The following is a 25,448-nucleotide window of genomic DNA, read 5'->3' on the forward strand; positions in this document are numbered from 1 at the left end:
ATTTTATTAATATAGGGGCGTAGTTCTATTTAAACACAATGAATTTAGGAACTTAAAGTTGCACGCTGCCAAGATTGCTCATTTGGTTCATCGCCCACCTTGTGCGGCGAGCGGTGTAATCACTTTGCGGATAGACTTTGATTCGATATGGGTTTGGCAACACCACGGCTAAACGCGCTGCTTGCCACTTCGAGAGTTGCTTTGCACTGACACCAAAATAATTCTGCGCCGCCGCTTCCGCGCCGTAAATACCGGGACCAAATTCAACCACATTTAGATACACTTCGAGAATGCGCTCTTTGCTCCACATCAGCTCCATTAGCAAGGCAAAGTAAAGCTCGTAAGCCTTGCGAGCGTAGGAGTGAGAAGGAAACAAAAACACATTTTTCGCAGCTTGTTGGGTAATGGTGCTCGCGCCTCTCGACGGACCATTATCACCGGCCTCGGAAATCACGTCGAATAGCGATTCGAAGTCCAATCCATAGTGATGAGGGAATTTTTGGTCTTCGGTCGCAATCACCGCTAACTGCATATTTTTTGAAATACGCGACAAGGGTACCCATTCGTGTTGGCTGCTGTTTGGATAGTTCTTTGGTGGCACAACAATGCGGCTTAACTTCCATCCCCATATTGGCGGATCGACATATTTCACCACACCAACCAAAACGACTGGGGCGATCAGCAATATCAACACCATTTTAAATAGAAATGACTTAAGCCTTTTCAACATGTCTGGTTCCCCAATGCATTAGCGATTGATGATAAACAAACCAGCGAGCTTGCCTGATTCAATCAGGAACAACAAGTTTTTGAGGTAAAAAATAGGTCAAAAAAAACCCGATTTACATTGTAAAACGGGCTTAGGATTTGATTAGACTGAATTATTTATTCAGCTTGTAGAAAACAGTTGAAAGTGGTGGTAAACGAAGCTCAAGTGATTGAGGCAGTGATTCACTTTCGACTTTTTCCGTTTTCACACTGGTCAGCACTTTAAAATCGCTACCGCAGTATTTGCTGTCGTCCGTGTTCAGCAGTAGTTCGTATTGACCTCCATTTGGAACACCCAAACGGAAACGCTCGTGTGGTACGGGCGTAAAGTTGGTGATGATTAGAATACGCTCACCTTCTTTACTGATACGCTCATGCGCTAGAATACTCGCATCCGCTTCGTCTTGTAGACGCCACTCAAAACCAGCAGGAACACAATCTTGATCGTGCATCGCCGCTTCATTTCGGTACAAGTGGTTCAAATCTCGCATCAGCTTTTGAACGCCTTGATGACGCTCATATTCCAGCAAGAACCATTGCAACTGATCATCGTGGTTCCACTCCGCCGTTTGGCCGATTTCCGCGCCCATGAAGTTCAGCTTTTTGCCCGGTTGACCATACATGTAACCGTAGTATGCACGTAGGTTTGCGGTTTGCTGCCATTCATCACCTGGCATCTTGTTATGGATAGAACCTTTGCCGTACACCACCTCGTCGTGAGAAAGAGACAAGACGTAGTTTTCGCTGTGCGCATAAACCAGCGGGAAGGTGATGGTATTGTGGTGGTATTTGCGGTGAACAGGATCTTCTTTGATGTATGAAAGACTGTCGTGCATCCACCCCATATTCCACTTGAAACCAAAACCTAAACCACCCATAAAGGTTGGCGCAGACACTCCCGGGAACGCCGTTGACTCTTCCGCAATCGTCATCGCATTCGGGAAGTGCTTGTACACTTCTTCGTTCATCCATTTTAAGGTTGCGATTGCGTCGTAGTTTTCGTTGCCACCGTCGACGTTCGGTACCCACTGATCGTGGCTACGTGAATAATCGAGATAGAGCATCGACGCGACTGCGTCCACGCGAATGCCATCAATATGGAATTGTTCAAACCAGTACAGCGCATTCGATACAAGGAAGCGACGCACATGTTCACGGCCTAAATCGTAGATGTATGAGTTCCAATCTTGGTGCCAACCGCGACGTGGGTCCGGGTCGTGGAACAGCGGTGTACCGTCAAAGTTTGCTAAACCGTGGTCATCCGATGGGAAATGCGCAGGAACCCAATCCAACACCACACCGATACCAGCTTGGTGACACGCATCCACGAAGAATTTGAAATCATCAGGTGAGCCAAAACGGCTGGTTGGCGCAAACAAGCCAACGGGTTGATAGCCCCATGAACCGTAGAATGGATGCTCAGACACAGGCATCAGCTCAACGTGAGTGTAGCCCATATCCACAAGGTATGGCACCAACTGCTCCGCGAGTTCGCGGTAGTTGAGGAAATCGCCTTTCTCGTTGCGCTTCCATGATCCAGCATGTAGCTCATAAAATGATAACGCTTCATCACGCTTTTGCGTCACTGCACGGTTTTGCCATTTCGCATCTTGCCATTGGTAACGCTTGTGATCATAAGTAATGGACGCGAACGATGGGTACTGCTCAGAGTAAAAACCCCAAGGGTCTTGTTTATGTGGCAGCCCTTCCCCATTTGGCCCTTTGAGCTCAAATTTGTACTGAACGCCTTCTTCTAAGCCAGGAATGAACAAACCCCAAATGCCATAATCTAAACGTTGCATTGGGTGACGACGACCGTCCCATTGGTTGAAGCACCCCACAAGGCTAACAGCCGATGCATGCGGTGCGTAGACAAGGAAGCGAACACCGGAGATGTTTTCACCGCCACGTTCTAGCGTGACAAAGTGTGCGCCCATATAGTGATACATGTCTTTGGGCGTATGCAGATGCTCGTACTCTTGGTAAATATTGTGGTACTGGTACGGGTCATCAATAATTTGTTCAACACCATTCCAATCGACCGCCAAACGGTAGTGGGTCAGGTGTAAATCGCGTTGCTCTTTTAAGATGAAACCGCTGTCACCATCACGCTCAAGCGCCACGCGAGGTTCGCCATTAACAAGCAGTTCAACCTTGTTTGCGCCCGGCATCCACACTCGCAGCGATCCTTCGCCATCATCAATGAATGGCCCCAACGCCGAAAATGGGTCTGAGTAAGCCGCCTCAGCAAGCAGTTCATATGCGCGTTCGTGTTGTTTCTTTATTTTCTTGGTTTTGGTGGTTTTCAAATCTTTCTCCCTAGAGCCAATATCCTTTTCAAGACCAGAAATCTGAATCAAACATCGGTTTCTCCACAGCCAACGTTGTGAACTCACAAAAGACTTCGCTTAAAACATGTATGCATCAAGCGATGTCAAAAACAAAAAATGCCCGCTATTGTCGCGGGCATAATAACGGTACTTCATCCTAACGGATTGTGTTTTCGGAATGAGTGACCTAGACGGAACTTTCGTACCTCTGAGCTAACAAAATTGGTAATCCGCTCATTCATCTACGTCACTCTACGCATCTTATTTGCTCGCCTGTGCGCGAACTTCAGTGAGGCGTTTAGAAATGCGATTCACATCTTCACGGCTGAAGATTTCATCTAGGTTCATCGACAGCTTACGACGCCAGTTTGGATACTCATCCACCGTGCCAGGAATGTTGACCGGTTGATCCATTTCTAGCCAGTCTTCAAGCTGAACGCTAAGCAGTGCAGAGTCACCCGCTGCTACGTGCAGTTGCAGCGCTTCGCTTAGGTACGAGTCCATCGGTACGTACTGAGCATCATGACCAATGCCTTCTGGTAAATAGCCGTGCCAGCGAACGCTGTCTAAGATACCTTGCTTGCACTTCAAGCGATCAGCAAATAAGCCTTCCAACTGTTTTTCATCTGGGTAAAGGCCAATCTCACGACCCATTTTCAAATCATCGCAGTGCCAGAAACCACGCAGGGTTGGCATGTCATGCGTACACAGTGCCGCCATCGATTGCTCTGCGTAGTGCTTCGGAGAAATGAACCCACCGTCTTCTTTCGATGTTTCGAAGAAGAACACTTTGTATGAGTGCACACCTGCATCGCGTAGGATATCGACGATTTCATCTGGCACAGTACCTAAGTCTTCACCAATCACAGAGCACTGATGACGGTGAGATTCCAACGCTAGGATTGCTAGCATGTCTTCCACTGGGTAGTACAAGTACGCGCCTTCTGTCGCCTTCTCGCCTTTTGGAATCCACCAAAGGCGAAGCAGGCCAAGCACGTGGTCGATACGCAATGCACCACAATGCTTCACGTTGGCACGTAACAACTTGATGTACGCGTCGTAGCCAGTCGCTTCTAAAACTTGAGGGTTAAGCGGAGGCAGACCCCAGTTTTGACCCAGAGGACCAAGTACATCCGGCGGCGCACCGATGCTGGCGTCTAGCACTAAGTTACCGTCGTCGGCCCATGTTTCGCTACCTGAGTCGGCGACACCGACAGCAAGGTCGCGGTACAAGCCCACAGCCATGCCTTTTTCTTCTGCCAGTGACTGCGCTTCTTTGATTTGATCGTCTGCGATCCACTGTAAGTACATGTACAAGTGAACGCGGTCTTGATTGTCTTTGATGTATTTCTGAGTGCCGGCTGCGTCGAATGTGCGGTATTTCTCAGGGAATACAGGCCAACCCCACATGTTTGAATCTTCTGCGTGTAAATCCGCATGAAGCGCATCGAATGCAGCTTGGTGTAACAAGCTGTCGCCGCCTTTTTCGACAAAATCCAAGAATGCACGAGCGCGGTCGGTGTTTTTGTCTAAATGGCGAGCTTTAAACTCACTAAACAGCAGCGGAAGAACGCTCATTTTCAGTTGCGAAACTTCTGTGTAGTTCACCCAATGAGAGTCACGTGCTTTTTGTAGACGCTGTTGAAACTCTGCACTGCCAACACGTTGCTGAGCTTCAGCACTCAGTGCGAATTCAGGTACAGAACTTACGTCGATGTACATGATATTCAACCAACGACGAGAAGACGGGCTGTATGGGCTCGCGCCTTCTGGGTTCGCTGGGAACAGTGAGTGAATCGGGTTCAAACCAATGAAGTCACCGCCACGAGAAGCGATATCGCTCACCAACTGTTTTAGGTCACCAAAATCACCGATACCCCAGTTGTGCTGAGTACGCAGTGTGTAAAGCTGGATACTAGGACCCCATAGCTTTTTATGTTGGTTTAGATCGTCTTGTTTGAAACACGCTTTCGGCGTGATGATCAATGACATCTCGTAAGGCGTTTTACGACGCTTACGGCTGACAATCAATTTGTGATAACCCCAAGCCAAGTTCTTTGGCAATGCAAACACTAGAGGGCCACCCTCAGCACGCTCATCACGAACAATTTGGGACTGAAGATAGCCTTCAAGTACCTCTCCTTGTTCTGTTTCTAAACGCCAGCTGAATTCACTCTCACGAGCACTCGTACCTAGGTTTAGTTCCACTTCGACTGGTTCGCCGTCGCGTAAAACAAGAACAGGGGCTAGTACGTCTTTTTTATGTTTCTTTTCAGCAGAAGCCAATAGTTTTTCATCGCTGCTAGTATCGTAGCCAAGCGAAGCGAGCAAGCGGCGTAGCGTCTCCTCAGACACTTTTGCCTCATCTCCCCAAGCACTGACATAGCTATCAGCCAATCTCGCCATTTCCGCGACTTTCTTTAATGCTGTTTGTTCTTTCATCGCTTTCTCCGAAGGTAATACCAACACCTTCCATGTAGGGTTTTATTGTTATCAATAACTTCTTTTGGAAAATGACCAAAGGTAGCGCTTGGCTACCTTGGTCTTAACTCTGTTCTATTAACGGTGAACCGCTTTTAGTTTCCAGATGTTGTTCACATAGTCGCGAATTGAGCGATCTGAGGTGAACTTGCCGACAAGGGCGGTATTAAGAATGGCTTTCTTCGCCCAGCCAGCTTGATCTTTGTATTGTTCGCTCATGTCTTCGTGCGCTTTCACGTAAGATGCGAAGTCCGCAAGACATAAGTACGGGTCACCACCATCTAGTAGGCTGTCGTACGTTGCACGCAGTAAGCCTGGTTGACCTGGAGTGAATTCTTCACCCAGTAGTAGGTCCATAGACGCTTTGAGTAGGTGATCCGCATTGTAGTAATCAAATGGGTTGTAACCTTGAGCTTTCAGCGCTTTCACACCTTCAACGTCTAGACCGAAGATGTAGATGTTCTCATCGCCTACTTCTTCACGAATCTCAACGTTAGCACCATCCATCGTACCGATCGTTAGAGCACCGTTAAGCGCCATCTTCATGTTACCAGTACCTGATGCTTCTTTACCCGCAAGTGAAATTTGTTGTGATACGTCCGCCGCAGGAATAATAATTTCAGCCATGCTCACACGGTAATCAGGAATGAAGACCACTTTCAGCTTGTTGCCGATGCGAGGGTCGTTGTTCACTTTCTCAGCAATCTTGTTAATAGCGAAAATGATTTCTTTCGCTAGGTGGTAACCCGGTGCCGCTTTCGCTGCGAAGAACACAACGCGAGGCACACATTCGAAGCCTGGTTCGTTAATAATGCGATGGTACAGAGACAGTACGTGTAGAAGGTCTAAGTGCTGGCGCTTGTACTCGTGCAGACGCTTGATTTGAACATCGAAGATCGCATTAGTATCGAGTTCGATACCCATGTTCTCTTTCACCCAGTTAGCTAGGCGTTCTTTGTTCTCTTTCTTCACTGCCATGAATTCTTTCTGGAATTTCTCGTCAGTGGCGTACTTAGCGATGCCTTCTAGTTGCTCTAGTTTCGCAGGCCATTCTGGACCGACTTTCTCTGTGATTAGCTTAGAAAGACCTGGGTTACAGAACTTCAACCAACGACGTGGCGTAATACCGTTCGTTACGTTGTGTAGACGTGTTGGGTACATTTCGTGGAACTCTGGGAACAGATCTTTCTTAACCAATTCAGAGTGAAGTGCCGCTACACCGTTTACTGCGTAAGAGCCAATTACACATAGGTTTGCCATGCGAACCATGCGGTGGAAACCTTCTTCGATGATAGAAAGCTTCTGTTGTTTCGCGACATCACCCGGCCACATTGCACGTACGTCTTGTAGGAAGCGGTGGTTGATCTCGTAAATGATCTCCATGTGACGTGGTAGTAGGTGCTGAATTAGCGACTCTGGCCATGTCTCTAGTGCTTCTGGAAGTAGCGTGTGGTTTGTGTACGCGAATGTTTGAGAGCTGATTTCCCAAGCCGCTTCCCAAGTTAGACCTTTTTCGTCCATCAGGATGCGCATTAGCTCAGGAATCGCAATCGTTGGGTGCGTATCGTTAAGCTGAATAGTCTCTTGCTTCGGTAGATCCGCTAGCGAGTAGCCAGCTGCTTCGTGGCGACGTAGGATGTCACGTACAGACGCAGCAGAGTGGAAGTACTGTTGCATTAGACGCAGTGTTTTACCTTTCTCGTGGTTGTCATTCGGGTAAAGCACTTTAGTGATGTTGCCTGCGTCGATCAGTGCGTGCTGCGCTTCGAAGTAGTCACCGTTGTTAAAACTTGCTAGCGAGAATGGTGCAATTGCCTGACATTCCCAAAGACGTAGCGGGTAAACCGTGTCTGATTCGTAACCCACAATTGGTAGATCCCAAGGCATTGCTCTTACAGACATGCCAGGAACCCATTTGCGAACTTCTTTACCGTTCTCGTTAACCACTTCAACGTGACCGTAGAAACCGATCTCTTGTGCAAGTTCTGGACGAGCAATTTCCCAAGGGTAGCCTTCTACACCACGCCATGCGTCAGGTGCTTCTTGCTGGCGACCATCTTTGAAAGACTGTTTGAACAAACCGTATTCGTAGTGCAAGCCGTAACCGACGGTTGGGAATTCTTGTGCCGCACATGAATCCATGAAACATGCCGCTAGACGACCAAGACCACCGTTACCCAATGATGGGTCACGTTCTTCTTCTAGCAGGTCAGTTAGGTTGTAACCCAGTTCAGCCATTGCTTCTGTTACTTGTTCGTACAGACCCATGCTGATTAGGTTGTTGCCCGTCAAACGACCGATAAGGAATTCTAGCGAAAGGTAGTTAACGCTCTTCGCACTTTTAATGCGTGGATCTTCTTCAGTAGCAAGCAAATCTAAAGTAGTGAACTCAGCCAGTGCATGACCCATTGCTAGGTACCAAGCTCGGCTGTCTGCGTTTTCAATCGTGTGAGCGTAAGTTACAGATAGGTGTTTCTTTACGCTTTCTTGGAACGACTTCTTGTCAAATTGTTTTTGTTGAGTAGGTTTCATTACGAAATTCTCACGTCTTTTGGTAATTCATCTGCCATACATCGTGCATTTACCTCTGTGAATAAACATCCTCCTAATTCTCCTCCTTTGAAGGAGGAGGGCTGAGGGCGTAGAGGGGGTACCATTGCTAGGTTAGTGATCCAAATCTCAACAAAGTGAGCTTTGCTCCAGTTCTTAGTGACTTTGATCACAATGGAATATGAGAAAGGTTAAAACCCGTTCATGACGCTTTTTATAGCCCACTCATCTGATGATGTGAAAATTGTAATATTGGTCACATTAACTTGGTTAACATGGAAAGATTTTTCACAATCGATGTGCAACGAGATCTTAATACACTCGACACAAAAGATATTTAAGTGACAAGAATCACAAATAAAGGGCGTAGTTGATGGTAAATCCATCAACCCTTGAGAATTAGGAAGTGGATCAAAGTAACGGACATTTCTGATGTCGTAACATCCCACACGGCTCACAGGATTGTACGCTTTTTATACAAACTAGAATTAGGCGGTGTGAGTTATTTCTAGTTTTCGCTAGCTTTTATATCTAAGTGACCGTATGGAATGGTTTTTCAGACGGATGCAAGCCCCAACAAGAGGCGACATTAACCGGCATTCAAGCAGTTTTTGATGCTGATGACATCATTCAGTAAGACGAAGCTTTCGAGGGGGCCTTACTGAAATGATCACGTCGCAATCACTTGGGTATACATAAATAAGGACATAATTACTAATGTGGATTCCATCTAAGCTTACTCGACCAGGACGCCTGCACAATGCCATCGTGCGCCCACGAGTGTTGGACTTACTACAGCAAGCGCCTTACTACAAATTGGTTTTATTCCGCTCCCCAGCAGGTTACGGAAAAACCACCATGGCAGCGCAGTGGTTATCCGATAAACCAAACGTCGGTTGGTACAGCATTGATGACAGCGATAACGACGGCTTTCGTTTTGTGAACTACCTACTTCAAGCATTAAACAAAGCCACCAACTTCAGTTGCTCTAACGCACAAAAACTGGCGGAAAAACGCCAAATCTCTTCTCTACGTTCTTTATTCAGCGAAGTGTTCGCGGAAATGGCTGATTTTCATCAAGAGTGCTACGTGGTGCTGGATGACTATCACTTGATCACCAACGATGAAATCCATGAATCCATGCGTTTCTTCTTAAAACACATGCCAGACAACCTCACCGTTGTGGTAACAAGTCGTGCAGCGCCGCCTCTGGGTACTGCAAACTTACGTGTTCGTGATTTAATGATCGAAATCGGTAACGAGATGTTGGCGTTCGATACCGAAGAAACAACTCGCTTCTTTAATCAACGTATTGCCGATGGCATCGACGAAGACATGGCAAACAGCCTCAGAACCTATGTGGAAGGTTGGCCATCGGCGATGCAGTTGATCGCGTTGCAAGCGCAACATCAAAACCGTACATTGGCACAAACCGTAGAGTCGGTATCTCAGTTCAATCACGCGCATTTGTGGGATTACCTGGTCGAAGAAGTATTTGACCTACTCGATCACGAAACTCGTCATTTCTTGATGCAAGTTTCCGTGCTTGACCACTTCAATGATGAGTTGGTGTTTGCCCTCACCCAACGCGAAGATGCGCTTGGTTTGATCGAATCATTAAACCGCTACGGCTTATTCATTTACCCGCTCGAAGGGGAGCAAAACTGGTTCCGATTCCATAACTTATTTGGTGAGTTTTTGTCTCATGAGCGCCAAGCGCGTATTCCTCAGCAAGAAAAAGATCTCCACCGCAATGCAGCTGTTGCCTGGTTACAACAAAAAGCACCGCACCAAGCGATTCACCATGCACAAAAGTCGAACGATAAAGACTTGGTGGTAGAAATTCTAAACGAATTCGGCTGGAAGATGTTTAACCAAGGCGAGCTCAGCACACTGGAAAGCTCAATTAATAAGTTGGATGCTGAGCTTCTGTTCAGCCACCCAAAACTTACGATGCTCCGAGCTTGGTTGGCTCAAAGTCAGCATCGTTATAACCAAGTAGGCCACCTGCTTGAAGAAGCGGAAGAGGAGCATAAAAAGCGTAACATTGAGTTAGATATTCATTATCAAGGTCAAGCAAACGCGCTACTTGCTCAAGTGGCTATCAACAGCAACCAGCCAGAGAAAGCACTCGAATTAGCGGAGCTAGCACTTAGCCAACTTGATAACACGATTTACCGTAGCCGCATTGTGGCGACTTCGGTTGTTGGCGAAGTTAACCACGTGCTAGGTAAACTCGACCGCGCGTTACCGATGATGCAACAAACCGAAAAATTGGCGCGTCAGTACCAAGTTTACCACCAAGCGTTATGGGCAATTTTACAACAAAGCGAGATTTTGATTGCGCAAGGTTACGTACAAGCCGCCTTTGAGCTGCAAGATTCCGCATTCCGCCTGATTGAAGATCAGCAACTTCAACATGTTCCTCTGCACGAGTTTTTGCTGCGTATTCGAGCGCAAGTGCTTTGGTGCTGGAACCGACTTGATGAAGCAGAAGAATGTGCCTACCGAGGTCTACAAATTCTCGAAAACCATTCGCCAAGTAAGCACTTACACAGCTACTCGATGCTGGCGCGTATTGCGGTTGGCCGTGGCGAGCTAGACAAAGCCGGTAAATTCATTGAGCACATTCAACATTTGATGAAGCAGTCGACTTACCACGTAGATTGGACAGCAAACGCCTCACTATCGTTGATCCTGTTTTGGCAAGCGCGCGGGAATACCGATGCAATGCAAGAATGGCTCAACACTGCAGTTCGTCCTGAATCGGCATGCAACCACTTTTCACAATTGCAATGGCGCAACATTGCACGAGCGCACATCAACTTAGGTCAATATACCGAAGCGCGCGCAGCATTGGATTTCCTCCAAAGTGAAGCTCGTCGAACCAACCTGATCACAGATACTAATCGCAACTTAGTGGTCGAAGCGGTGTTTGCTGCTCGTCAAAAAGACGAAGAGCAAGCAAAAGCTTTGCTAAAAGAAGCGTTAGTGATGACAAACCAGACGGGGATGGTAGGTAATTTCCTCATTGATGGCGCCACCATTGGCGGGCTACTGGAGAAGTTAAGCCTCCGCCATGAGTTAGGCGATCTAGAACGTCACCGCGCTCAACAATTGATGAAGGATATTTCCTCCAATCAGCGCAGCCGCTCTATTCACTTTGATGAAGACTTCATTGAGAAGTTGGTAAACCACCCTAACGTACCGGAACTGGTTCGCACAAGCCCACTGACTCAACGTGAGTGGCAGGTGCTTGGTTTGATTTATTCTGGTTTCAGTAATGAGCAAATCGCGCAAGAGCTTGATGTGGCAGGCACCACGATTAAAACCCACATTCGCAACTTGTACCAAAAGCTCAATATCGCCAATCGTAAAGAGGCCATTGTGACAGCTGAAAATTTACTCCAGTTGATGGGGTACTGATCAGCTCAAGAAAACAGATTAAAACCTAAAGTGAAATACAAGGGGTTGGCGTGATGCGTCAGCCCTTTTTTATGAGTCTAGAACGAGGGAAGTGCAATTTGCAAAGCACGTAAGTAACGTTGTTCATATAAAAAAATAGCCAACCGCAATAATCGCGATTGGCTTATATTTAGTGTGAACAAATTGTATTCACTAACAACGTCAGTTGGCTAGGTGACCCTCGGCTTAAGAAGGGTCGAGCAGTATTATGCATTAATCATGCCAAGATGCAAAGACTTATTTTTGGGCACAGGATCTCATATAAAGTGAATTTGTCTATATAAAATATAGCAAAACGCAAATTCAATTATCAAATTGCATTTGCATAATGCAACAGGCGTGGCCATTGATAGTACAGTTAATCATCTCAATAATGTAAACCAAATATTAAGATATCGTTGTATTTGAATCACCTCATAACCTGTAACAAAAATAAGCAATTGCTTGGATATAAAACCCAGTAGCTACAGCACTATTTCATACTTTTTTCGTCGCAATGTTTGTATACTCTGTGCCATCGAAACGACTTAGCATTAGAGCAATGAACTACTTAATTACTTTCTTCAAAGGAATCGCCATGGGCGCAGCAGATGTTGTTCCTGGCGTATCAGGCGGCACCATCGCGTTTATCACCGGCATTTACGATACGCTGCTTGAGAGCATTCGACGCATTAACCCATCACTTTTCTCTATTTGGCGAAAAAAAGGGGTTAAAGCCGCCTTTAATCACATCAACGGTTTCTTCCTTATCGCTCTGTTTGCCGGTATTTTCACCAGCATTGCTACGCTAGCAAAGTTGATCACTTGGCTTCTTGACACACACCCCATCCCACTTTGGTCATTTTTCTTTGGTCTGATTTTGGTATCGGTCTATCACATTATTCGTCAGGTTGAACAACGTGATCTTATCCGCTTTGTGACTCTACTTGTTGGTGTCGGGTTTGCTTACAGCATCACCGTGCTTAAACCTCTGCACATGGAACCAACGGCCATTAACACATTGTTCGCTGGTGCTATCGCGATTTGCGCGATGATCTTACCGGGCATCTCTGGCAGTTTTATCTTGTTATTGATTGGGATGTATGCGCCAGTATTAGCCGCCGTGAAAGGCTTCCAAGTCGATACATTAGCGCTGTTTTTGTCAGGTTGTGTGATTGGTTTGCTGTCCTTTTCGCATCTATTGTCGTGGTTACTACGCAAGTTCCGCGATTTCACTCTGATGTTTTTGACAGGCTTAATGATTGGTACGTTACCAAAGATTTGGCCTTGGAAAGAAACCATCACTTGGCGCACCAATTCAAAGGGTGAGCAAGTGCCCTTGCTACAGCACAACCTATCACCATTTGAATTTGAACACGTAACATCACAACCTTCTCAGTTAGTGCTTGCCGTTGTGATGATGCTTGCTGCCATTGCGCTGGTTTTGAGTCTCGAAAAATTTGCAGATTCAGACAAGTAACTGCGGTATCAAATCAATACGGAATCAACAAACAAGAACGGAGCCAATTGGCTTCGTTCTTGTTTGTTGGCAAAGAGAAAATCATCGCAATTGAAAATCTTTATGGGCTTGATTCAACAGCCCCTAAGCCGCGCGGTTATTTTGCTCTCTGTCATCGAGGCACAACGCACAATTTATCTAGGCCACGAGTTGGCTAATGACGCTTCTGTGCTACGATGCAGGTAATGTTAAGTGATAAATGCTGAACCTTAATGAAAGTGTTACAAATCGCCGCTGTTTCAGCCGCACTGGTTGCGGGATTTTATGCCCCGACTTTACTAAAAAGCTTTTCTTCATCCACTCCGATCAAACCGATAGATGAATATTGCTTTCTCTCTACTGCCTCGTGCGTTCAAGAGAATGTTACGATGACGCTCAACGCAGATACTGCTCAACCCTTGGTACCCACTACTCTGAATGTTGAGTGGCACACAAGCGATGCTGAGCAACTCGTCCTAAGCCTTTCAGGAAGAGAAATGGAGATGGGAGAACCCAAGTTTTTACTGAAGCAAGTCGCTTCCGGTCGATATCAAGGTGACATCATTCTGCCGGTTTGCACTCAAGACGCCATGACCTGGGTTGGTGAACTCAGTGATGGAGAGAATACCGTTTACCCTGCTATAAAAATGCAAAGATAAGGAATCGTTATGAGCCGCAATTGGTCCCTATTTCTCGTAGTTGCTTTCGCCCTCGGGTTTGGCGTAAAAAGCTATTTAGATAATCAGAAAACGAAGCCAGATCAAGTGGATAGTTCCACCTCTCAACAAACGGTATTGTTTGGGGAAAATAACCAAGCCGTCAATATCTTCGATGTGAATGACCCTCGCATTCGAGTCGTCTATTTTGGCTTTACTCGCTGCCCAGATGTTTGCCCAACTTCGCTTGCTATGCTAGCAGGAGCCCTAAATCAGATCGATGAAGCGCAAAAAGCGCAACTGCGCCCAATGTTCATTTCTTTAGATCCAGAGCGTGATGAGGCCGATGCCTCGGCGAAATATGCCCATTACTTCCATCCAATGATTGAAGGCCTATCGGCACCTCTTGATGTAACCACACCTTTGGCACACAACTATGGTGTTATTTTCCGAAAAACCGAATTGGAAGGCTCGGAGCTCAAATACACGCTGGATCACAGCTCTTACTTTTACTTCTTGAAGCCGGATGGCACGTTAATCACCAAGGTACCTCATACACTCTCGCCGGCACCGATTGTTGAAGCCATTTCAAAACTGACGACTGAAGGCTCCTCAAATGACAGTTAAGTCAGTGCTGAAACAGTTTTTCAGTTTCCTAACTCAAACCAACCCCAATGTCGAACAAGACGTCGATACGATCATTGACGCCATTGGGGGGATAGAAAACCTGCTAGAAACTGGGGCATGCGCGACTCGGCTGCGTCTTACCCTTAGAACGACGTCCATCATCGATAAAAATGCACTCAAAAATCATGGCGCGCATGGCGTCGTGATACTGGATGAGCGTCATGTCCAAATCATATACGGCTTAAAAGCCAACACGTATTCGCAGATAATGGAAGAGCGCATCAACAAACAAAGCTAATATTTTCGCAGTATAGCTACCCTCTAAGAAAAAGGGCGGCTATACTCTCTTGGCTTAATTAATTCACTTATTTATTAACCAACGAAGAGGACACATGATGATTGTATTGAATAACACTAACTGGGCATCGCAAGGGTAACCCTAACCGCACCAATTGCGTGGCATAGCCACAACTCCCCTTCTCTGCCCGGTCTTCACCGGGGTCAACTCTATCCGAATTAGACCCTAATGCGATTTGTATTAAGGCGCTTTTTTGCGTCTGGGATAATTCAACAATGAATCAAACACATACTTTTTGTGACACATTAATTTCAACTTCAAACCCACTAAAACGATTGGGTTGGAAACCATTTTTTCAGCAACAACTGACACTAGACGATTACGACGACACTATCTTTGCACGTGTGATTGCACATCACCGAAGTGGTTACCTATTGGCGACAGAAACGGGGCAAGTCCACCTCAATGCCCACCACTCTCTACCCAATATGACCGTCGGAGACTGGGTTATCTTAAATGACGATCAGCAATTTGTTCGCTTACTGGATCGCTTGAGCCTCTTTAGCCGCAAAGCAGCAGGTAGCAAAGTGGCAGAGCAACTCATCGCCGCAAATGTGGATACCGTTTTTATCGTCTGTTCCCTTAACGACGACTTCAATTTAAGTCGTATTGAACGCTATCTCGCCTTGGCTCATGAAGCCGAAGTCGAACCCGTCATCGTGCTTTCCAAAGCCGATTTGTGTGGCAACATTGATGAACTAAAAAGCCAAGTACAGAAACTCGATCCTCTATTAGTCATAGAGACAGTCAACGGCTTAGAAGCAGAGAGTGCTTCCAAACTCATGAGCTGGTGCGAAGAAGGACAAACCGTCGCTTTTATCGGTTCTTCAGGCGTTGGCAAATCAACTCTTGTGAATGCATTACTCGGGCAGCAAGAACAGGCGACCGGGCATATTCGTGAAGACGATAGCAAAGGGCGACATACAACCACATCGCGCTCTATCCATCTATTACCTGATGGCGGCATCTTGATTGATACTCCGGGAATGCGCGAGCTTCAACTAGCAGACTGCGAAGTGGGCGTCAGTGAGGCATTTTCTGACATTGAGGCTCTCGCTCAGCGTTGTCGCTTTGGTGATTGCCAGCATCAAACTGAGCCGGGTTGCGCAGTTCAAGCTGCGATTGAAAATGGCAAACTGGAGGTTCGTCGTTTCAATAACTATCAAAAACTATTGCGAGAACAAGCCTTTAACGGCGCGACTTTGGCAGAACAACGAGCTCAAAGTCGACAGTTCGGGAAACTCACTCGAAATGCCATGAGTGATAAGCGCAGGCGCCAACAAAGTTATTGATTTGTTACGTTTGAGTTGTCAATAAAATCAAAGGAGACGAAAGTCTCCTTTTTAACAACTTTATTAAAAACCATTACTCATAACTAATGATAATTTTCAACATAAAAATCTTATTTAAATAACATTGAGCAAACATTTAATCCAAAAACAAACTAAAACTAGACACAAAATATTACCAAGCTAAGATATGTGATATTCAGCAAGAAAATGGCTGAATTTATAAAAACAGGATAATTGATAATCATGTGTCTTAGTGACCAGAAGCAATGCTCACCCCTTGCAATACAAGGGCATTATCGCCGTGTAATGATGGACTATTGCCCTGCTCGCTCTGGCATAAAATTGCAGGAATGATGTATGCAACACAACAGCCTCGTTGCCCGATTTGCTCGTGGTAACCTCGTCGTCCAGATCCTTGTCGGTATTGTCTTTGGTATTTTGCTCGCCACAATTTCCCCAAGCCATGCCGAAAGTGCAGGATTAATTGGTAGCCTTTTTGTTGGTGCTCTTAAAGCGATCGCGCCAATCCTTGTGTTTATTTTGGTTGCCGCTTCAATTGCGAACCAAAAGAAAAACCAGCACACGTACATGCGTCCAATCGTTGTACTGTACCTGATGGGTACGTTCTTCGCGGCTCTATCAGCAGTGGTTCTAAGCTTCCTTTTCCCGACCAATTTAACGCTTGTCACCGGCGCTGAAGGTGCAACGCCGCCTCAAGGTATTGCTGAAATTCTACGCACACTGTTGTTTAAACTGGTCGACAACCCAGTAAATGCACTAGTAGAAGCAAACTACATTGGCATTCTTGCTTGGGGTGTGGGTCTGGGTCTTGCGCTACACCACGCATCTGCAACAACGAAAGCCGTGTTTGAAGATCTCAGCCACAGCGTGTCTCACATTGTTCGCTTTATCATTCGTCTTGCACCATTTGGTATCTTTGGTCTGGTTGCTTCAACGTTCGCAACAACAGGCTTTAGCGCACTAGCAAGCTACGCACACCTTCTGGCGGTTCTTCTTGGCGCTATGATGATCATCGCACTCGTTGTAAACCCGGCGATCGTGTTCGTTAAAACTAAGCAAAACCCTTACCCACTTGTATTCCGTTGCCTACGTGAAAGTGGTGTAACCGCGTTCTTCACTCGTTCAAGTGCGGCGAATATCCCAGTAAACATGGCACTATGTGAGAAGCTAAAACTGGACGAAGATACATACTCAGTATCTATCCCACTAGGTGCGACCATTAACATGGCTGGTGCTGCAATCACTATCACAACGCTAACGCTTGCAGCTGTGCACACTATGGGTATTGAAGTTGATCTACTGACTGCGCTACTGCTAAGTATTGTGGCTGCGGTTTCTGCATGTGGCGCATCAGGTGTTGCAGGTGGCTCGCTACTACTTATCCCACTTGCGTGTGGTCTGTTTGGTATCTCAAACGACGTAGCAATGCAGGTTGTAGCGGTTGGCTTCATCATCGGCGTGATTCAAGATTCTGCTGAAACTGCACTAAACAGTTCAACAGACGTTGTCTTCACAGCAGCAGTTTGTAAATCAGAACAGCAAAAAGCTCAGTAAGACTGACAGAACAAATAGAAAGGGGAGCCGATGATGGCTCCCCTTTTTTATATACTAATTATTTGCGCTCAATTACGCGGTGGCCAGAACCACCTCTTCAATTGAGAAATGCTTACTTGGCTCAACAAATTCTTGCTGTGCCGCGATAGTTTGCAGCTCCCACTCCCCTGCATGGTAAGTGGCGCTTAATACCCCGTAACACGCGTCATGGCAGTGTTGGAAAGCTTGTTTAGGAGACCAGCCCTTCAATAATCCAGCGGTGAAGATAGCCGAAATAAGATCGCCTACCCCCACAGGTTGTTTGGCAAACTCAAACTGAGGGCGCTTCGCTAAGTAAATGCCTTCTTGCGTTGCCAGTAACATGTTGAAGCTGCCATTCTCTAGGCAGTAAAGGTGCTTCACTAGCACTATTTTTGGACCTTTCGCTAGTGCACGTTGGCATGCCGTGATCGCATCGTCTAACGAGTGGATTTCCATCTCTGCAAATTGGCTTAGCTCGAACTGGTTAGGCACGATCACATCTGCCATTGGCATCAGACGGTTTAACAAGTTTTCTGCAATACCCGGCGCCACAATACAGCCTTTGTCTGGCGCGCCCATCACAGGGTCGCAAACATAAAGTGCGTTCGGGTTCGCTTGCTTCACCTTCGTCACGGTTTCTTCAACAGCAAGGCACTGCTCTGCGCTGCCTTGGTAGCCCGTCAACACCGCTTGGCACTTTTCCAATGCACCGATGTTACTAAGACCACGCACTAACTCGCTAATGTCTTCAGCCGCAAACGCTCGCCCAGTCCAACCTTCTTGATACTGCGTGTGGTTAGAAAATTGAACGGTATGAATCGGCCATACTTCGAAGCCCATGCGTTGCATTGGGAAAACGGCACTGCTGTTACCAGCATGACCAAAAGAAACATGAGATTGTATAGAGAGGATACCTTGCATAGTACCTTACCTCTTATTGTTGTTATCGATAGTTCAAAGACAGCGGCAAGCGCCAGTTTTGCGAAACCAGTAGTGTATCCGACAAACCAAGATTCTCTAACTCAATTCTCGTTAACTTCTTCAGAGTAAGTTGGAGCGCTGGTTTTCAACACCATCTTCTTGATTTCCATTTTGTCTTTATTCAGTGCGATTTCTAGGGTATCTCCTTCCCTTATCCCGAGTTGAGTCAGGATTACGCTTGGAATGACTACGGCGGTATCGTCACCGATTTTAACAGGTTGACTTATCATCTTTCGTCCTCCAAATGTCGAAAATGAGTTTTCACATCATTGGATATTTATTCCCAAGAGCCTTGTTCTGACTTGGGCTTGGCATAAGCGCCTAAAAACAAAGAGCCTTCCACACCGTGTTTGGGAAGGCTCTTTCATTATTATTTTTTAATTTGCTAAAGGCTCATGCTTGGCAGCAATCAGACCGTAAGCACTCCAGCCTAGGAAGGTGACGATTGAGCCCCACATCATCGCTTCGTAGCCAGAACCATATAGCGCGTAGAAGCTGTATAGGGAACCAATCAGAGCGATAATGTTGGTGGTTTTCATCTCGCGCTCTGGCACGTGCGCCACTTGCTGCATGATGAAAATTGCGCCCATACATAGGATGTAAGGAATAACGTTCGTTACTACCGCTAGGTTAACCAGCGCTTCGAACTGCTCGTTCAGCGTTGGAGAAATAGTCATTAAAGACAGCACCGATTGGATAACCGTGATGGCCACCATACCTTTGATTGGCGTACCACGTTTGTCCACTTGAGAGAACAATTTAGGGAAGAAGCCCGCATCAGAAGATGATTTGAACACTGACGCGATAGTGAACTGCCAACCTAATAGAGAACCCGCACAAGCCAATACCGCCATACCAGCAACCGCTTTACCTGCTGCTGAGCCAAGCATCACAGACCATACGGTTGAGAATGGTGCGGTAGAAGCGGCAAGCTCAGAGTTTGCAACGATACCAGAACAGATGTTTGTCGATACAATGTAAACCACCGCAGCAATCAACGTACCGCCCAATACTGCGATTGGTACATTCTTCTCTGGGTTTTCTACCGCTTCTGAGTTCGCACATGCCGATTCAAGACCAAGAAACGCCCATAGTGTCATGGCAATAGAAGCACTCACAGCTTCACCAAATGGTAGGTGGTGTGGGTTCCAAGCTTCTATGTACATGGTTGGGTTAAACCAGAACCAACCAACAATACCTAGCGAACATACCGGTAGGATCACACCCCATACCGTGAAGGTACCGATTTGACCTGTGATTTTCGCACCACCGAAGTTAGCGAAAGTACAAATCCAAAGAATGGCGATGGTATACAAACAGGTTTCGACCGGAGATAGGGTCACTTCAAAAAATGCGGAGCCGTAACCCACACAGGTAATCGCGATCGCAATATTCGCAATAAGGAGCGACAAACCGTAAGTCCAGCCCGCCATAAACGCACCCGATTTACCGAATGCGTAAGACGCGTAACCGTTCATACCGCCGTCACGTTTACTAAAGCGACCACATTTTGCAAACACATAAGCCAACGCCAAAGAGCCCGCTGCCGTGATCAGCCAAGACAACACAGAAATGGTGCCCACTTGCGCCAGTTTACTTGGCAGCATGATAATACCGGAGCCAGCCATATTGATGAACGTCAGAATGGTTAACTGCACCACCGACATTTTTTTAGTTTCAGTACTCATAAATTATTCTCCACGAATAAGCGGTTCGCACCGACGCCGGAGCGTGGTGCGAACGGGTAGATTAATCTTTTAGGACATAGCAATGTGCGGTAGTGCGACCGTCGACATCTTCAAGGTACACACCTTGAATTTCTGGCGCGAAGCCTGGGAATCGGTTGATGCCTTCTTCTAGAGATAAGAAGTAATCCACCACCTGTTGAGTCCAGATTTCACCAGTGATCACACAGATAATGCCTGGAGGGTAAGGTAGTGCACCTTCGGCGGCTACGCGGCCGACGGCCTCTTTAAGTGGTAGGTAATCGCATTCACCGCGGAAGTATTTACGTGTTGCCACGTCGGGTTTGTGAACCATTTGTGGGAAGTATTCACTGCGGAACATCGCTTTTTGTAGCTGTTTCACGTTCAGCTCTTTGTACATGTCATGCATTTCCTGACATAGCTGACGGATGGTGTAACCACGGTAGCGCTCTTTGTTCGCTTCGTAGACGCCTGGTAGCACGATACTGAGAGGTGCATCATCACGAATGAATTTTTCAAATCGGTTGATTTGCGCGACAAGGTGACGGATCTTACCCATATCTTCCGCTGGAGTGAGTAGGAACAAGATGGAGTTCAAGTCACACTTCTCAGGGATGATGCCGTTTTCGCGAAGGAAGTTCGCCAATAGCGTTGCCGGAATACCGAAATCTGCGTAGCTGCCGTCTTCGGCAATGCCTGCCGTGGTTAGCAACAATTTACATGGGTCAACAAAGTATTGACCTTCGCCATAACCTTCAAACTTGTGCCAGTTTGCATCTGGCTCGAACATAAAGAACTTCTTGTTGGTCGCGATCACATCAGTGTCGTAACTGCCCCAAGGTTGACCTTCAATTTCATTTGGAATGAACGGACGAATTAACTCACAACTTTTGAGAATTTCTTTACGCGCTTCGATACCTGTCTTAACTGCGTCGCTCCATAAACGTAAGCCTGCTTCACCATCGTGGATCTTCGCGTTCACATCCAATGCAGCAAACAACGCATAGAAAGGAGATGTCGATGCGTGCATCATAAACGCGTTGTTAAAGCGTTTGTGATTGCAGTAACGAGCTTGGCCTTTGATATGGCGGTCTTTTTTGTGGATTTGCGACGTTTGAGAGAAACCAGCTTGTTGTTTGTGAACAGACTGAGTCACGATCACACCCGCATCTTCTGGTTTCAGATCCAGTAGCAGTGGCGAACAGTCTTTCATCATAGGGATGAACTGTTCATAGCCTACCCATGCCGAGTCAAACAAGATGTAGTCACAAAGGTGGCCAATCTTATCCATGACGTAACGAGCGTTATAAATTGTACCGTCGTAAGTACCCAACTGGATGATGGCCAGGCGGAACGGACGTTCATCTCGTGCACGCTCTGGAGATACTTTCGCGATTTGAGCACGAATATACTCTTCATCGAAACAGTGCTCATCCATACCACCAATGAAGCCCCAAGGGTTACGCGCTGTTTCTAGATAAACTGGCATACCACCCGCTTGGATTAACGCGCCGTGGTGATTCGACTTGTGGTTATTGCGGTCGAACAATACCAAATCGCCTTCAGTTACTAGCGCGTTACACACCACTTTGTTTGAAGCAGAAGTACCGTTGAGTACGAAGTAAGTTTTGTCAGCGTTAAATACTTTTGCAGCGTGTGCTTGCGCTTGGTGTGCAGAACCTTCGTGGATCAGTAAGTCACCTAAGTCCACGTCCGCGTTACACAAGTCGCTACGGAATAGGTTTTCGCCAAAGAAATCGTAGAATTGTTTACCAGCAGGGTGTTTTTTGAAGAACTGACCACCTTGGTGCCCTGGACAGTCAAACGCCGAGTTACCCATCTCAACGTAGTGCGTTAATTGCTTGAAGAAAGGAGGGAGCAGACGACACTCATATTTAGTCACAGCTTCATTAATTTGACGGCAGTAGTAATCGATAGATTGTCTTTCTAAATCAATAACCCCCGTTAACCAAACGTAATCTTCTGCCGAAACTGGAGTTTCATCGGTCACTAAGAAAACAGGAATTCCGTACCCTGTTTCCGAAATCATTCTGTGCAGACCCGCTTTAATGTCTGCTGACGTAATAATAGCCGCACCAACGTCGGTTAATTCAACTTGTTCTAAAGGCAGTAAGTGACGATTAAATTGTTCATCTAAAGATTCAGCTAATAAGCTAAAGTCTTCAGGCATGTAATTACTAACACCTATAATTAAACGTTTCATTTGAAATATCTCTTTTTGTTCTTTAAAAATGACAAGGACAGATATTACAAACGAAATATTTATTTAAAATTCAAATTACAAATTTCGTGATTAAATTTTCATATTTAAAAGACTTATTTTATCGAATTAAAATTTAGAGACTTTCATCACTTTCCAGCTTCTATCTCAATGATATTGAAACGCACCTAAAAGGAAAGAACCTTCAATAATTATGTGACAACGCCCATTATTAAAAAGAAGGTTATTATAAGAAAATAAAGTTTTGAGATTTCCATCACTATATAATAAGTTAAATTATATTATTGCAGTTTAAAACACTCCACTTTTAACCAAATTTAAACACATAATAAAAGAGCCATCAACACATGTATTGATGGCTCTTTACTTTGGATATAAAGAAAAAACAACTTAATTGAATAAATGACTATCTAGCTTGACTCCACCATTCGACCATTGCTGATAACGCTTTACAGACATGCCTGACGAGTACATGGTATGTTTACAATCCATACACTCAACAAAATACAACCCACTCATTCCTGCCATAACGTGCAGCCTTCGGCTATCGCAGCGCTTGCAGGACAGGCGCTTTACTTTGGTGTTGACGTCAATACGCCGAGCAAAGTTTAACGTTTCGTGAGAGCATAAAGCGTCAACAGCACTATCTTTAAAAGGATGCTCACTAAGTAAATAATTAATGGCGTAATCGTACACCGGGGGGATTGAAGATTTTCCACTTTCAATATTACTTATCTTAGCAACGGAAACGCCTAATAAAGAAGCGAACTCAGCCTTACTGTACTCTAAGATAAATCTTGAAGAGATGAATTTATCTGCACTAATGATTCTCAACATACACAAATCTCTAATAGAAATAAAAACAGAGCAAACTAATTCGCTCCATTCCTGCTGAAACATGTAATGAAAAAGTTACTTCCTAGTGTAATTCTGCATATTATCTATGCTATTTTATTTGTACGTCATCTTGCGCCTAATTAATTATAAAATCAATAATCCATGCCTAAATATAAAAACACAATTTAAGATTTATAATAAAATTTTTAATTTACATTATTAGATAAAGTAATAAATACTATTCACCTATTACTCTGGGCATCAAGTATTGCTCTTCAATCATTATTACTATCAATTGAAGAGACTTGATTTGAGCCCAACAGGAGAAGTAGATAAAGAGGGAAATCCCTCTATTTGAAGATAAACATATCCCACCTTAGCGAAGTGCTAAAAATGTGTTGAAAAATCGAATAAATAGTATGCAATCCAGTAAATAAATCGCTTAGATAAGTTTACAGTCTGTAATTGTGATCGACAGAGATACTGAGACAGAAAGGCAAAAGAAAAGCCTCAATTATGAGGCTTATGGATAAGATAAATTATGGTTGAAGGAAATTCTGCGTGAAATCGAGCGCCTCTTTAGAGAGCTTTTTTTCGGTAGACGATGTGGTTGTCTGCCCTTCCGTCGTTGCTGTGGTCATGTCTGGCTGGAAGTTCGGCGCCGATGCTTCATCCCATGCGTTAGCATCGTCTTTATTTTCGTCACTCAGCACCGCGTTAAGCTCCTCCTCTGCAGGAAAATACGCTTCGCGTTTGTACACCTTGTTCAGCGCCCGAATAATGGAATGCTTTCTTACCATCCCTGACGCCAGCTTTCTTTGCAACGGTTTCGCTATAGATTGCAATCCAACGACGACGTCAACACCAATATTGGTCGCCACTTCGTCACGCAACGTGCGCGCTGGCTGATACCCCATATTGGCAGCAAGAAACAGCCAAACATAAGCAATCGCATTGCCTGTTTTACCTTTGTCCTTCCACGCTTCGCCAGCATGATACATCGCCTCGGCGCTGCCACCTTCTGCGGCCCTTTCAAGCCAATAGCAGCCTTTGACCATGCTTTTTTCTGTACCAACACCATTTAGGTAACATAAGCCAACTTGGATCTTTCCGTCCGCACTGTCTTTTTCAGCCGCTTTCATAAACCAATAAAGCGCATCTGCACTGCGTCCTGCACTATTGTCTGGTGAAAGTTGCCATTCACCCATGTAAAGCATGGCATCAATACAGCCTTCTTCGGCTGCAGTTTCAATCAGTTGGTTACCTTTGGGAATATTTTTTTCCGTTCCGCGACCAAAAACCAACGCTTTGCCTGTCGCAAATTTCGCTTCGGTATCACCTTCCATTCCGGCAATGGCGGTACGCCAAAAGTTTGCCTGCTCTTTTAAAATCACATCTTCACGCATGCGCTCACTCAAGCGAACAATACCGTACATTCCCGTCACGTTGTCCAACTTAGCGGCTTTATCATACCAATACAGCGCTTGACGAATGTTGTCCTTCTCGGCTTCTTTCGCTAGAAATAAAATGGTGGGGATATGCCCGGTTTCTGCTTTGAACTCACGCTCTTTACGCTCTTGCTCTCGCGCTTTTTGCATCGCCTTTCGATAAGCGGCTTCGCGAGCTTTCCTCTCTGCCTCGAGTCTCTGTTTCCGCATCGACAACGAGATCATCCACACAAATATCAGGACGAGTGAAAGGCCAGTTGCCGCAATGGCAATGCCCATACTACTCATAAATAGCCTCTTTTGGTTTCAGGGCCCAATTCATCTCCCTCTCAGGGAAATATTAAGATTACGCGCCGACATAACGCCGACTACCTTCATTATATAACGACCACTTAGCGAAAATCTGAAGCTTGCCAAGACTTAATGGCGGTATTTTATTCAATATCACTGCAACTTATTTTTAATTAAAAAATATCACTGCGATTTTTATAGAACTTAATCACGGTTTTGGGGCTGAGATATTCTCCTCCCCTATCATCCCCCCTTGCTCCTCCTATAAAAATTTACATTTTAATGATGTGCAGAAGCTCTCACTATGCGTCTGTTTTATTATTTAATTTGTGAGCAAAATCGA

General features: G+C 45.6%; 17 protein-coding genes. 7 read left to right on the top strand and 10 right to left on the bottom strand.

All coding sequences use genetic code 11. The features are described from left to right. Positions 1–52: 52 nt before the first annotated feature. From mtgA to FKN16_RS11830, 4 genes are all read right to left on the bottom strand, one after another. Positions 53–730, bottom strand: a complete 678-nt coding sequence (gene mtgA, locus FKN16_RS11815) for a monofunctional biosynthetic peptidoglycan transglycosylase (RefSeq protein ID WP_170902757.1) — start codon at positions 728–730, stop codon at positions 53–55. A gap of 151 nt (positions 731–881) precedes the next feature. After that, on the bottom strand, positions 882–3,077 hold the full coding sequence (gene glgB, locus FKN16_RS11820; protein ID WP_249370544.1) for a 1,4-alpha-glucan branching protein GlgB: 2,196 nt from the start codon (positions 3,075–3,077) through the stop codon (positions 882–884). 282 nt (positions 3,078–3,359) lie between these two features. Further along, positions 3,360–5,540, bottom strand: coding sequence for a 4-alpha-glucanotransferase (gene malQ / locus FKN16_RS11825; protein WP_170902759.1), 2,181 nt, complete (start codon positions 5,538–5,540; stop codon positions 3,360–3,362). 117 nt (positions 5,541–5,657) lie between these two features. After that, on the bottom strand, positions 5,658–8,111 hold the full coding sequence (locus FKN16_RS11830) for a glycogen/starch/alpha-glucan phosphorylase (RefSeq protein WP_005396762.1): 2,454 nt from the start codon (positions 8,109–8,111) through the stop codon (positions 5,658–5,660). A 735-nt stretch (positions 8,112–8,846) separates the two neighbouring features. Here FKN16_RS11830 and malT point away from each other — a divergent pair. From malT to sstT, 7 genes are all read left to right on the top strand, one after another. Continuing rightward, complete coding sequence (gene malT, locus FKN16_RS11835) at positions 8,847–11,555, top strand: HTH-type transcriptional regulator MalT (protein ID WP_005396763.1); 2,709 nt, start codon at positions 8,847–8,849, stop codon at positions 11,553–11,555. A 580-nt stretch (positions 11,556–12,135) separates the two neighbouring features. Beyond that, positions 12,136–13,053, top strand: a complete 918-nt coding sequence (locus FKN16_RS11840; RefSeq protein WP_041853110.1) for a DUF368 domain-containing protein — start codon at positions 12,136–12,138, stop codon at positions 13,051–13,053. Positions 13,054–13,304: 251 nt separating this feature from the next. After that, positions 13,305–13,730, top strand: a complete 426-nt coding sequence (locus FKN16_RS11845; RefSeq protein WP_065646150.1) for a hypothetical protein — start codon at positions 13,305–13,307, stop codon at positions 13,728–13,730. A gap of 9 nt (positions 13,731–13,739) precedes the next feature. After that, complete coding sequence (locus tag FKN16_RS11850) at positions 13,740–14,354, top strand: SCO family protein (RefSeq protein ID WP_170902760.1); 615 nt, start codon at positions 13,740–13,742, stop codon at positions 14,352–14,354. After that, positions 14,344–14,652, top strand: coding sequence for a PTS transporter subunit EIIB (locus FKN16_RS11855; RefSeq protein ID WP_046875700.1), 309 nt, complete (start codon positions 14,344–14,346; stop codon positions 14,650–14,652). The genes FKN16_RS11850 and FKN16_RS11855 overlap by 11 nt, the downstream gene beginning before the upstream one ends. Before the next feature lie 275 nt (positions 14,653–14,927). After that, entirely contained in the window at positions 14,928–16,004 is a 1,077-nt protein-coding gene (gene rsgA / locus FKN16_RS11860; protein ID WP_085342500.1) for a ribosome small subunit-dependent GTPase A, read from the top strand. Positions 16,005–16,361: 357 nt separating this feature from the next. After that, positions 16,362–17,579, top strand: coding sequence for a serine/threonine transporter SstT (gene sstT, locus FKN16_RS11865; protein ID WP_005396770.1), 1,218 nt, complete (start codon positions 16,362–16,364; stop codon positions 17,577–17,579). A gap of 72 nt (positions 17,580–17,651) precedes the next feature. On the opposite strand, the gene pdxY is transcribed toward sstT, so the two are convergent. From pdxY to FKN16_RS11895, 6 genes are all read right to left on the bottom strand, one after another. Further along, the gene (pdxY, locus tag FKN16_RS11870) at positions 17,652–18,521 is read right to left on the bottom strand and encodes a pyridoxal kinase PdxY (protein WP_085342499.1); all 870 of its coding nucleotides are present in this window, start codon (positions 18,519–18,521) and stop codon (positions 17,652–17,654) included. 101 nt (positions 18,522–18,622) lie between these two features. After that, entirely contained in the window at positions 18,623–18,811 is a 189-nt protein-coding gene (locus FKN16_RS11875) for an AbrB/MazE/SpoVT family DNA-binding domain-containing protein (RefSeq protein ID WP_005396772.1), read from the bottom strand. 147 nt (positions 18,812–18,958) lie between these two features. After that, positions 18,959–20,269: a putrescine-ornithine antiporter gene (gene potE / locus FKN16_RS11880; RefSeq protein WP_005396773.1), complete on the bottom strand. Its 1,311-nt coding sequence runs from the start codon at positions 20,267–20,269 to the stop codon at positions 18,959–18,961. A 61-nt stretch (positions 20,270–20,330) separates the two neighbouring features. Next, positions 20,331–22,511, bottom strand: coding sequence for an ornithine decarboxylase SpeF (gene speF / locus FKN16_RS11885; protein ID WP_031780582.1), 2,181 nt, complete (start codon positions 22,509–22,511; stop codon positions 20,331–20,333). A 408-nt stretch (positions 22,512–22,919) separates the two neighbouring features. Then, positions 22,920–23,366 carry a helix-turn-helix transcriptional regulator gene (locus tag FKN16_RS11890; protein WP_031780583.1) on the bottom strand — a complete coding sequence of 149 codons (447 nt, stop codon included), beginning with the start codon at positions 23,364–23,366 and terminating at the stop codon, positions 22,920–22,922. A gap of 539 nt (positions 23,367–23,905) precedes the next feature. Then, complete coding sequence (locus FKN16_RS11895) at positions 23,906–25,102, bottom strand: SEL1-like repeat protein (RefSeq protein WP_046875696.1); 1,197 nt, start codon at positions 25,100–25,102, stop codon at positions 23,906–23,908. Positions 25,103–25,448 lie beyond the last annotated feature (346 nt).

Origin of the sequence: Vibrio sp. 11-4(1) (assembly GCF_013048625.1) — a bacterium.
GTDB classification, from domain to species: domain Bacteria; phylum Pseudomonadota; class Gammaproteobacteria; order Enterobacterales; family Vibrionaceae; genus Vibrio; species Vibrio diabolicus.

What these genes read in the sequence shown, in the direction of transcription:
- potE (WP_005396773.1), bottom strand. Translation starts at nt 20,269, where the DNA reads ATGAGTACTGAAACTAAAAAAATGTCGGTGGTGCAGTTAACCATTCTG.
- malT (WP_005396763.1), top strand. Translation starts at nt 8,847, where the DNA reads ATGTGGATTCCATCTAAGCTTACTCGACCAGGACGCCTGCACAATGCC.
- FKN16_RS11875 (WP_005396772.1), bottom strand. Translation starts at nt 18,811, where the DNA reads ATGATAAGTCAACCTGTTAAAATCGGTGACGATACCGCCGTAGTCATT.
- sstT (WP_005396770.1), top strand. Translation starts at nt 16,362, where the DNA reads ATGCAACACAACAGCCTCGTTGCCCGATTTGCTCGTGGTAACCTCGTC.
- FKN16_RS11840 (WP_041853110.1), top strand. Translation starts at nt 12,136, where the DNA reads ATGAACTACTTAATTACTTTCTTCAAAGGAATCGCCATGGGCGCAGCA.
- FKN16_RS11890 (WP_031780583.1), bottom strand. Translation starts at nt 23,366, where the DNA reads ATGTTGAGAATCATTAGTGCAGATAAATTCATCTCTTCAAGATTTATC.
- speF (WP_031780582.1), bottom strand. Translation starts at nt 22,511, where the DNA reads ATGAAACGTTTAATTATAGGTGTTAGTAATTACATGCCTGAAGACTTT.
- FKN16_RS11830 (WP_005396762.1), bottom strand. Translation starts at nt 8,111, where the DNA reads ATGAAACCTACTCAACAAAAACAATTTGACAAGAAGTCGTTCCAAGAA.
- FKN16_RS11850 (WP_170902760.1), top strand. Translation starts at nt 13,740, where the DNA reads ATGAGCCGCAATTGGTCCCTATTTCTCGTAGTTGCTTTCGCCCTCGGG.
- pdxY (WP_085342499.1), bottom strand. Translation starts at nt 18,521, where the DNA reads ATGCAAGGTATCCTCTCTATACAATCTCATGTTTCTTTTGGTCATGCT.
- malQ (WP_170902759.1), bottom strand. Translation starts at nt 5,540, where the DNA reads ATGAAAGAACAAACAGCATTAAAGAAAGTCGCGGAAATGGCGAGATTG.
- rsgA (WP_085342500.1), top strand. Translation starts at nt 14,928, where the DNA reads ATGAATCAAACACATACTTTTTGTGACACATTAATTTCAACTTCAAAC.
- FKN16_RS11855 (WP_046875700.1), top strand. Translation starts at nt 14,344, where the DNA reads ATGACAGTTAAGTCAGTGCTGAAACAGTTTTTCAGTTTCCTAACTCAA.
- FKN16_RS11845 (WP_065646150.1), top strand. Translation starts at nt 13,305, where the DNA reads ATGAAAGTGTTACAAATCGCCGCTGTTTCAGCCGCACTGGTTGCGGGA.
- mtgA (WP_170902757.1), bottom strand. Translation starts at nt 730, where the DNA reads ATGTTGAAAAGGCTTAAGTCATTTCTATTTAAAATGGTGTTGATATTG.
- FKN16_RS11895 (WP_046875696.1), bottom strand. Translation starts at nt 25,102, where the DNA reads ATGAGTAGTATGGGCATTGCCATTGCGGCAACTGGCCTTTCACTCGTC.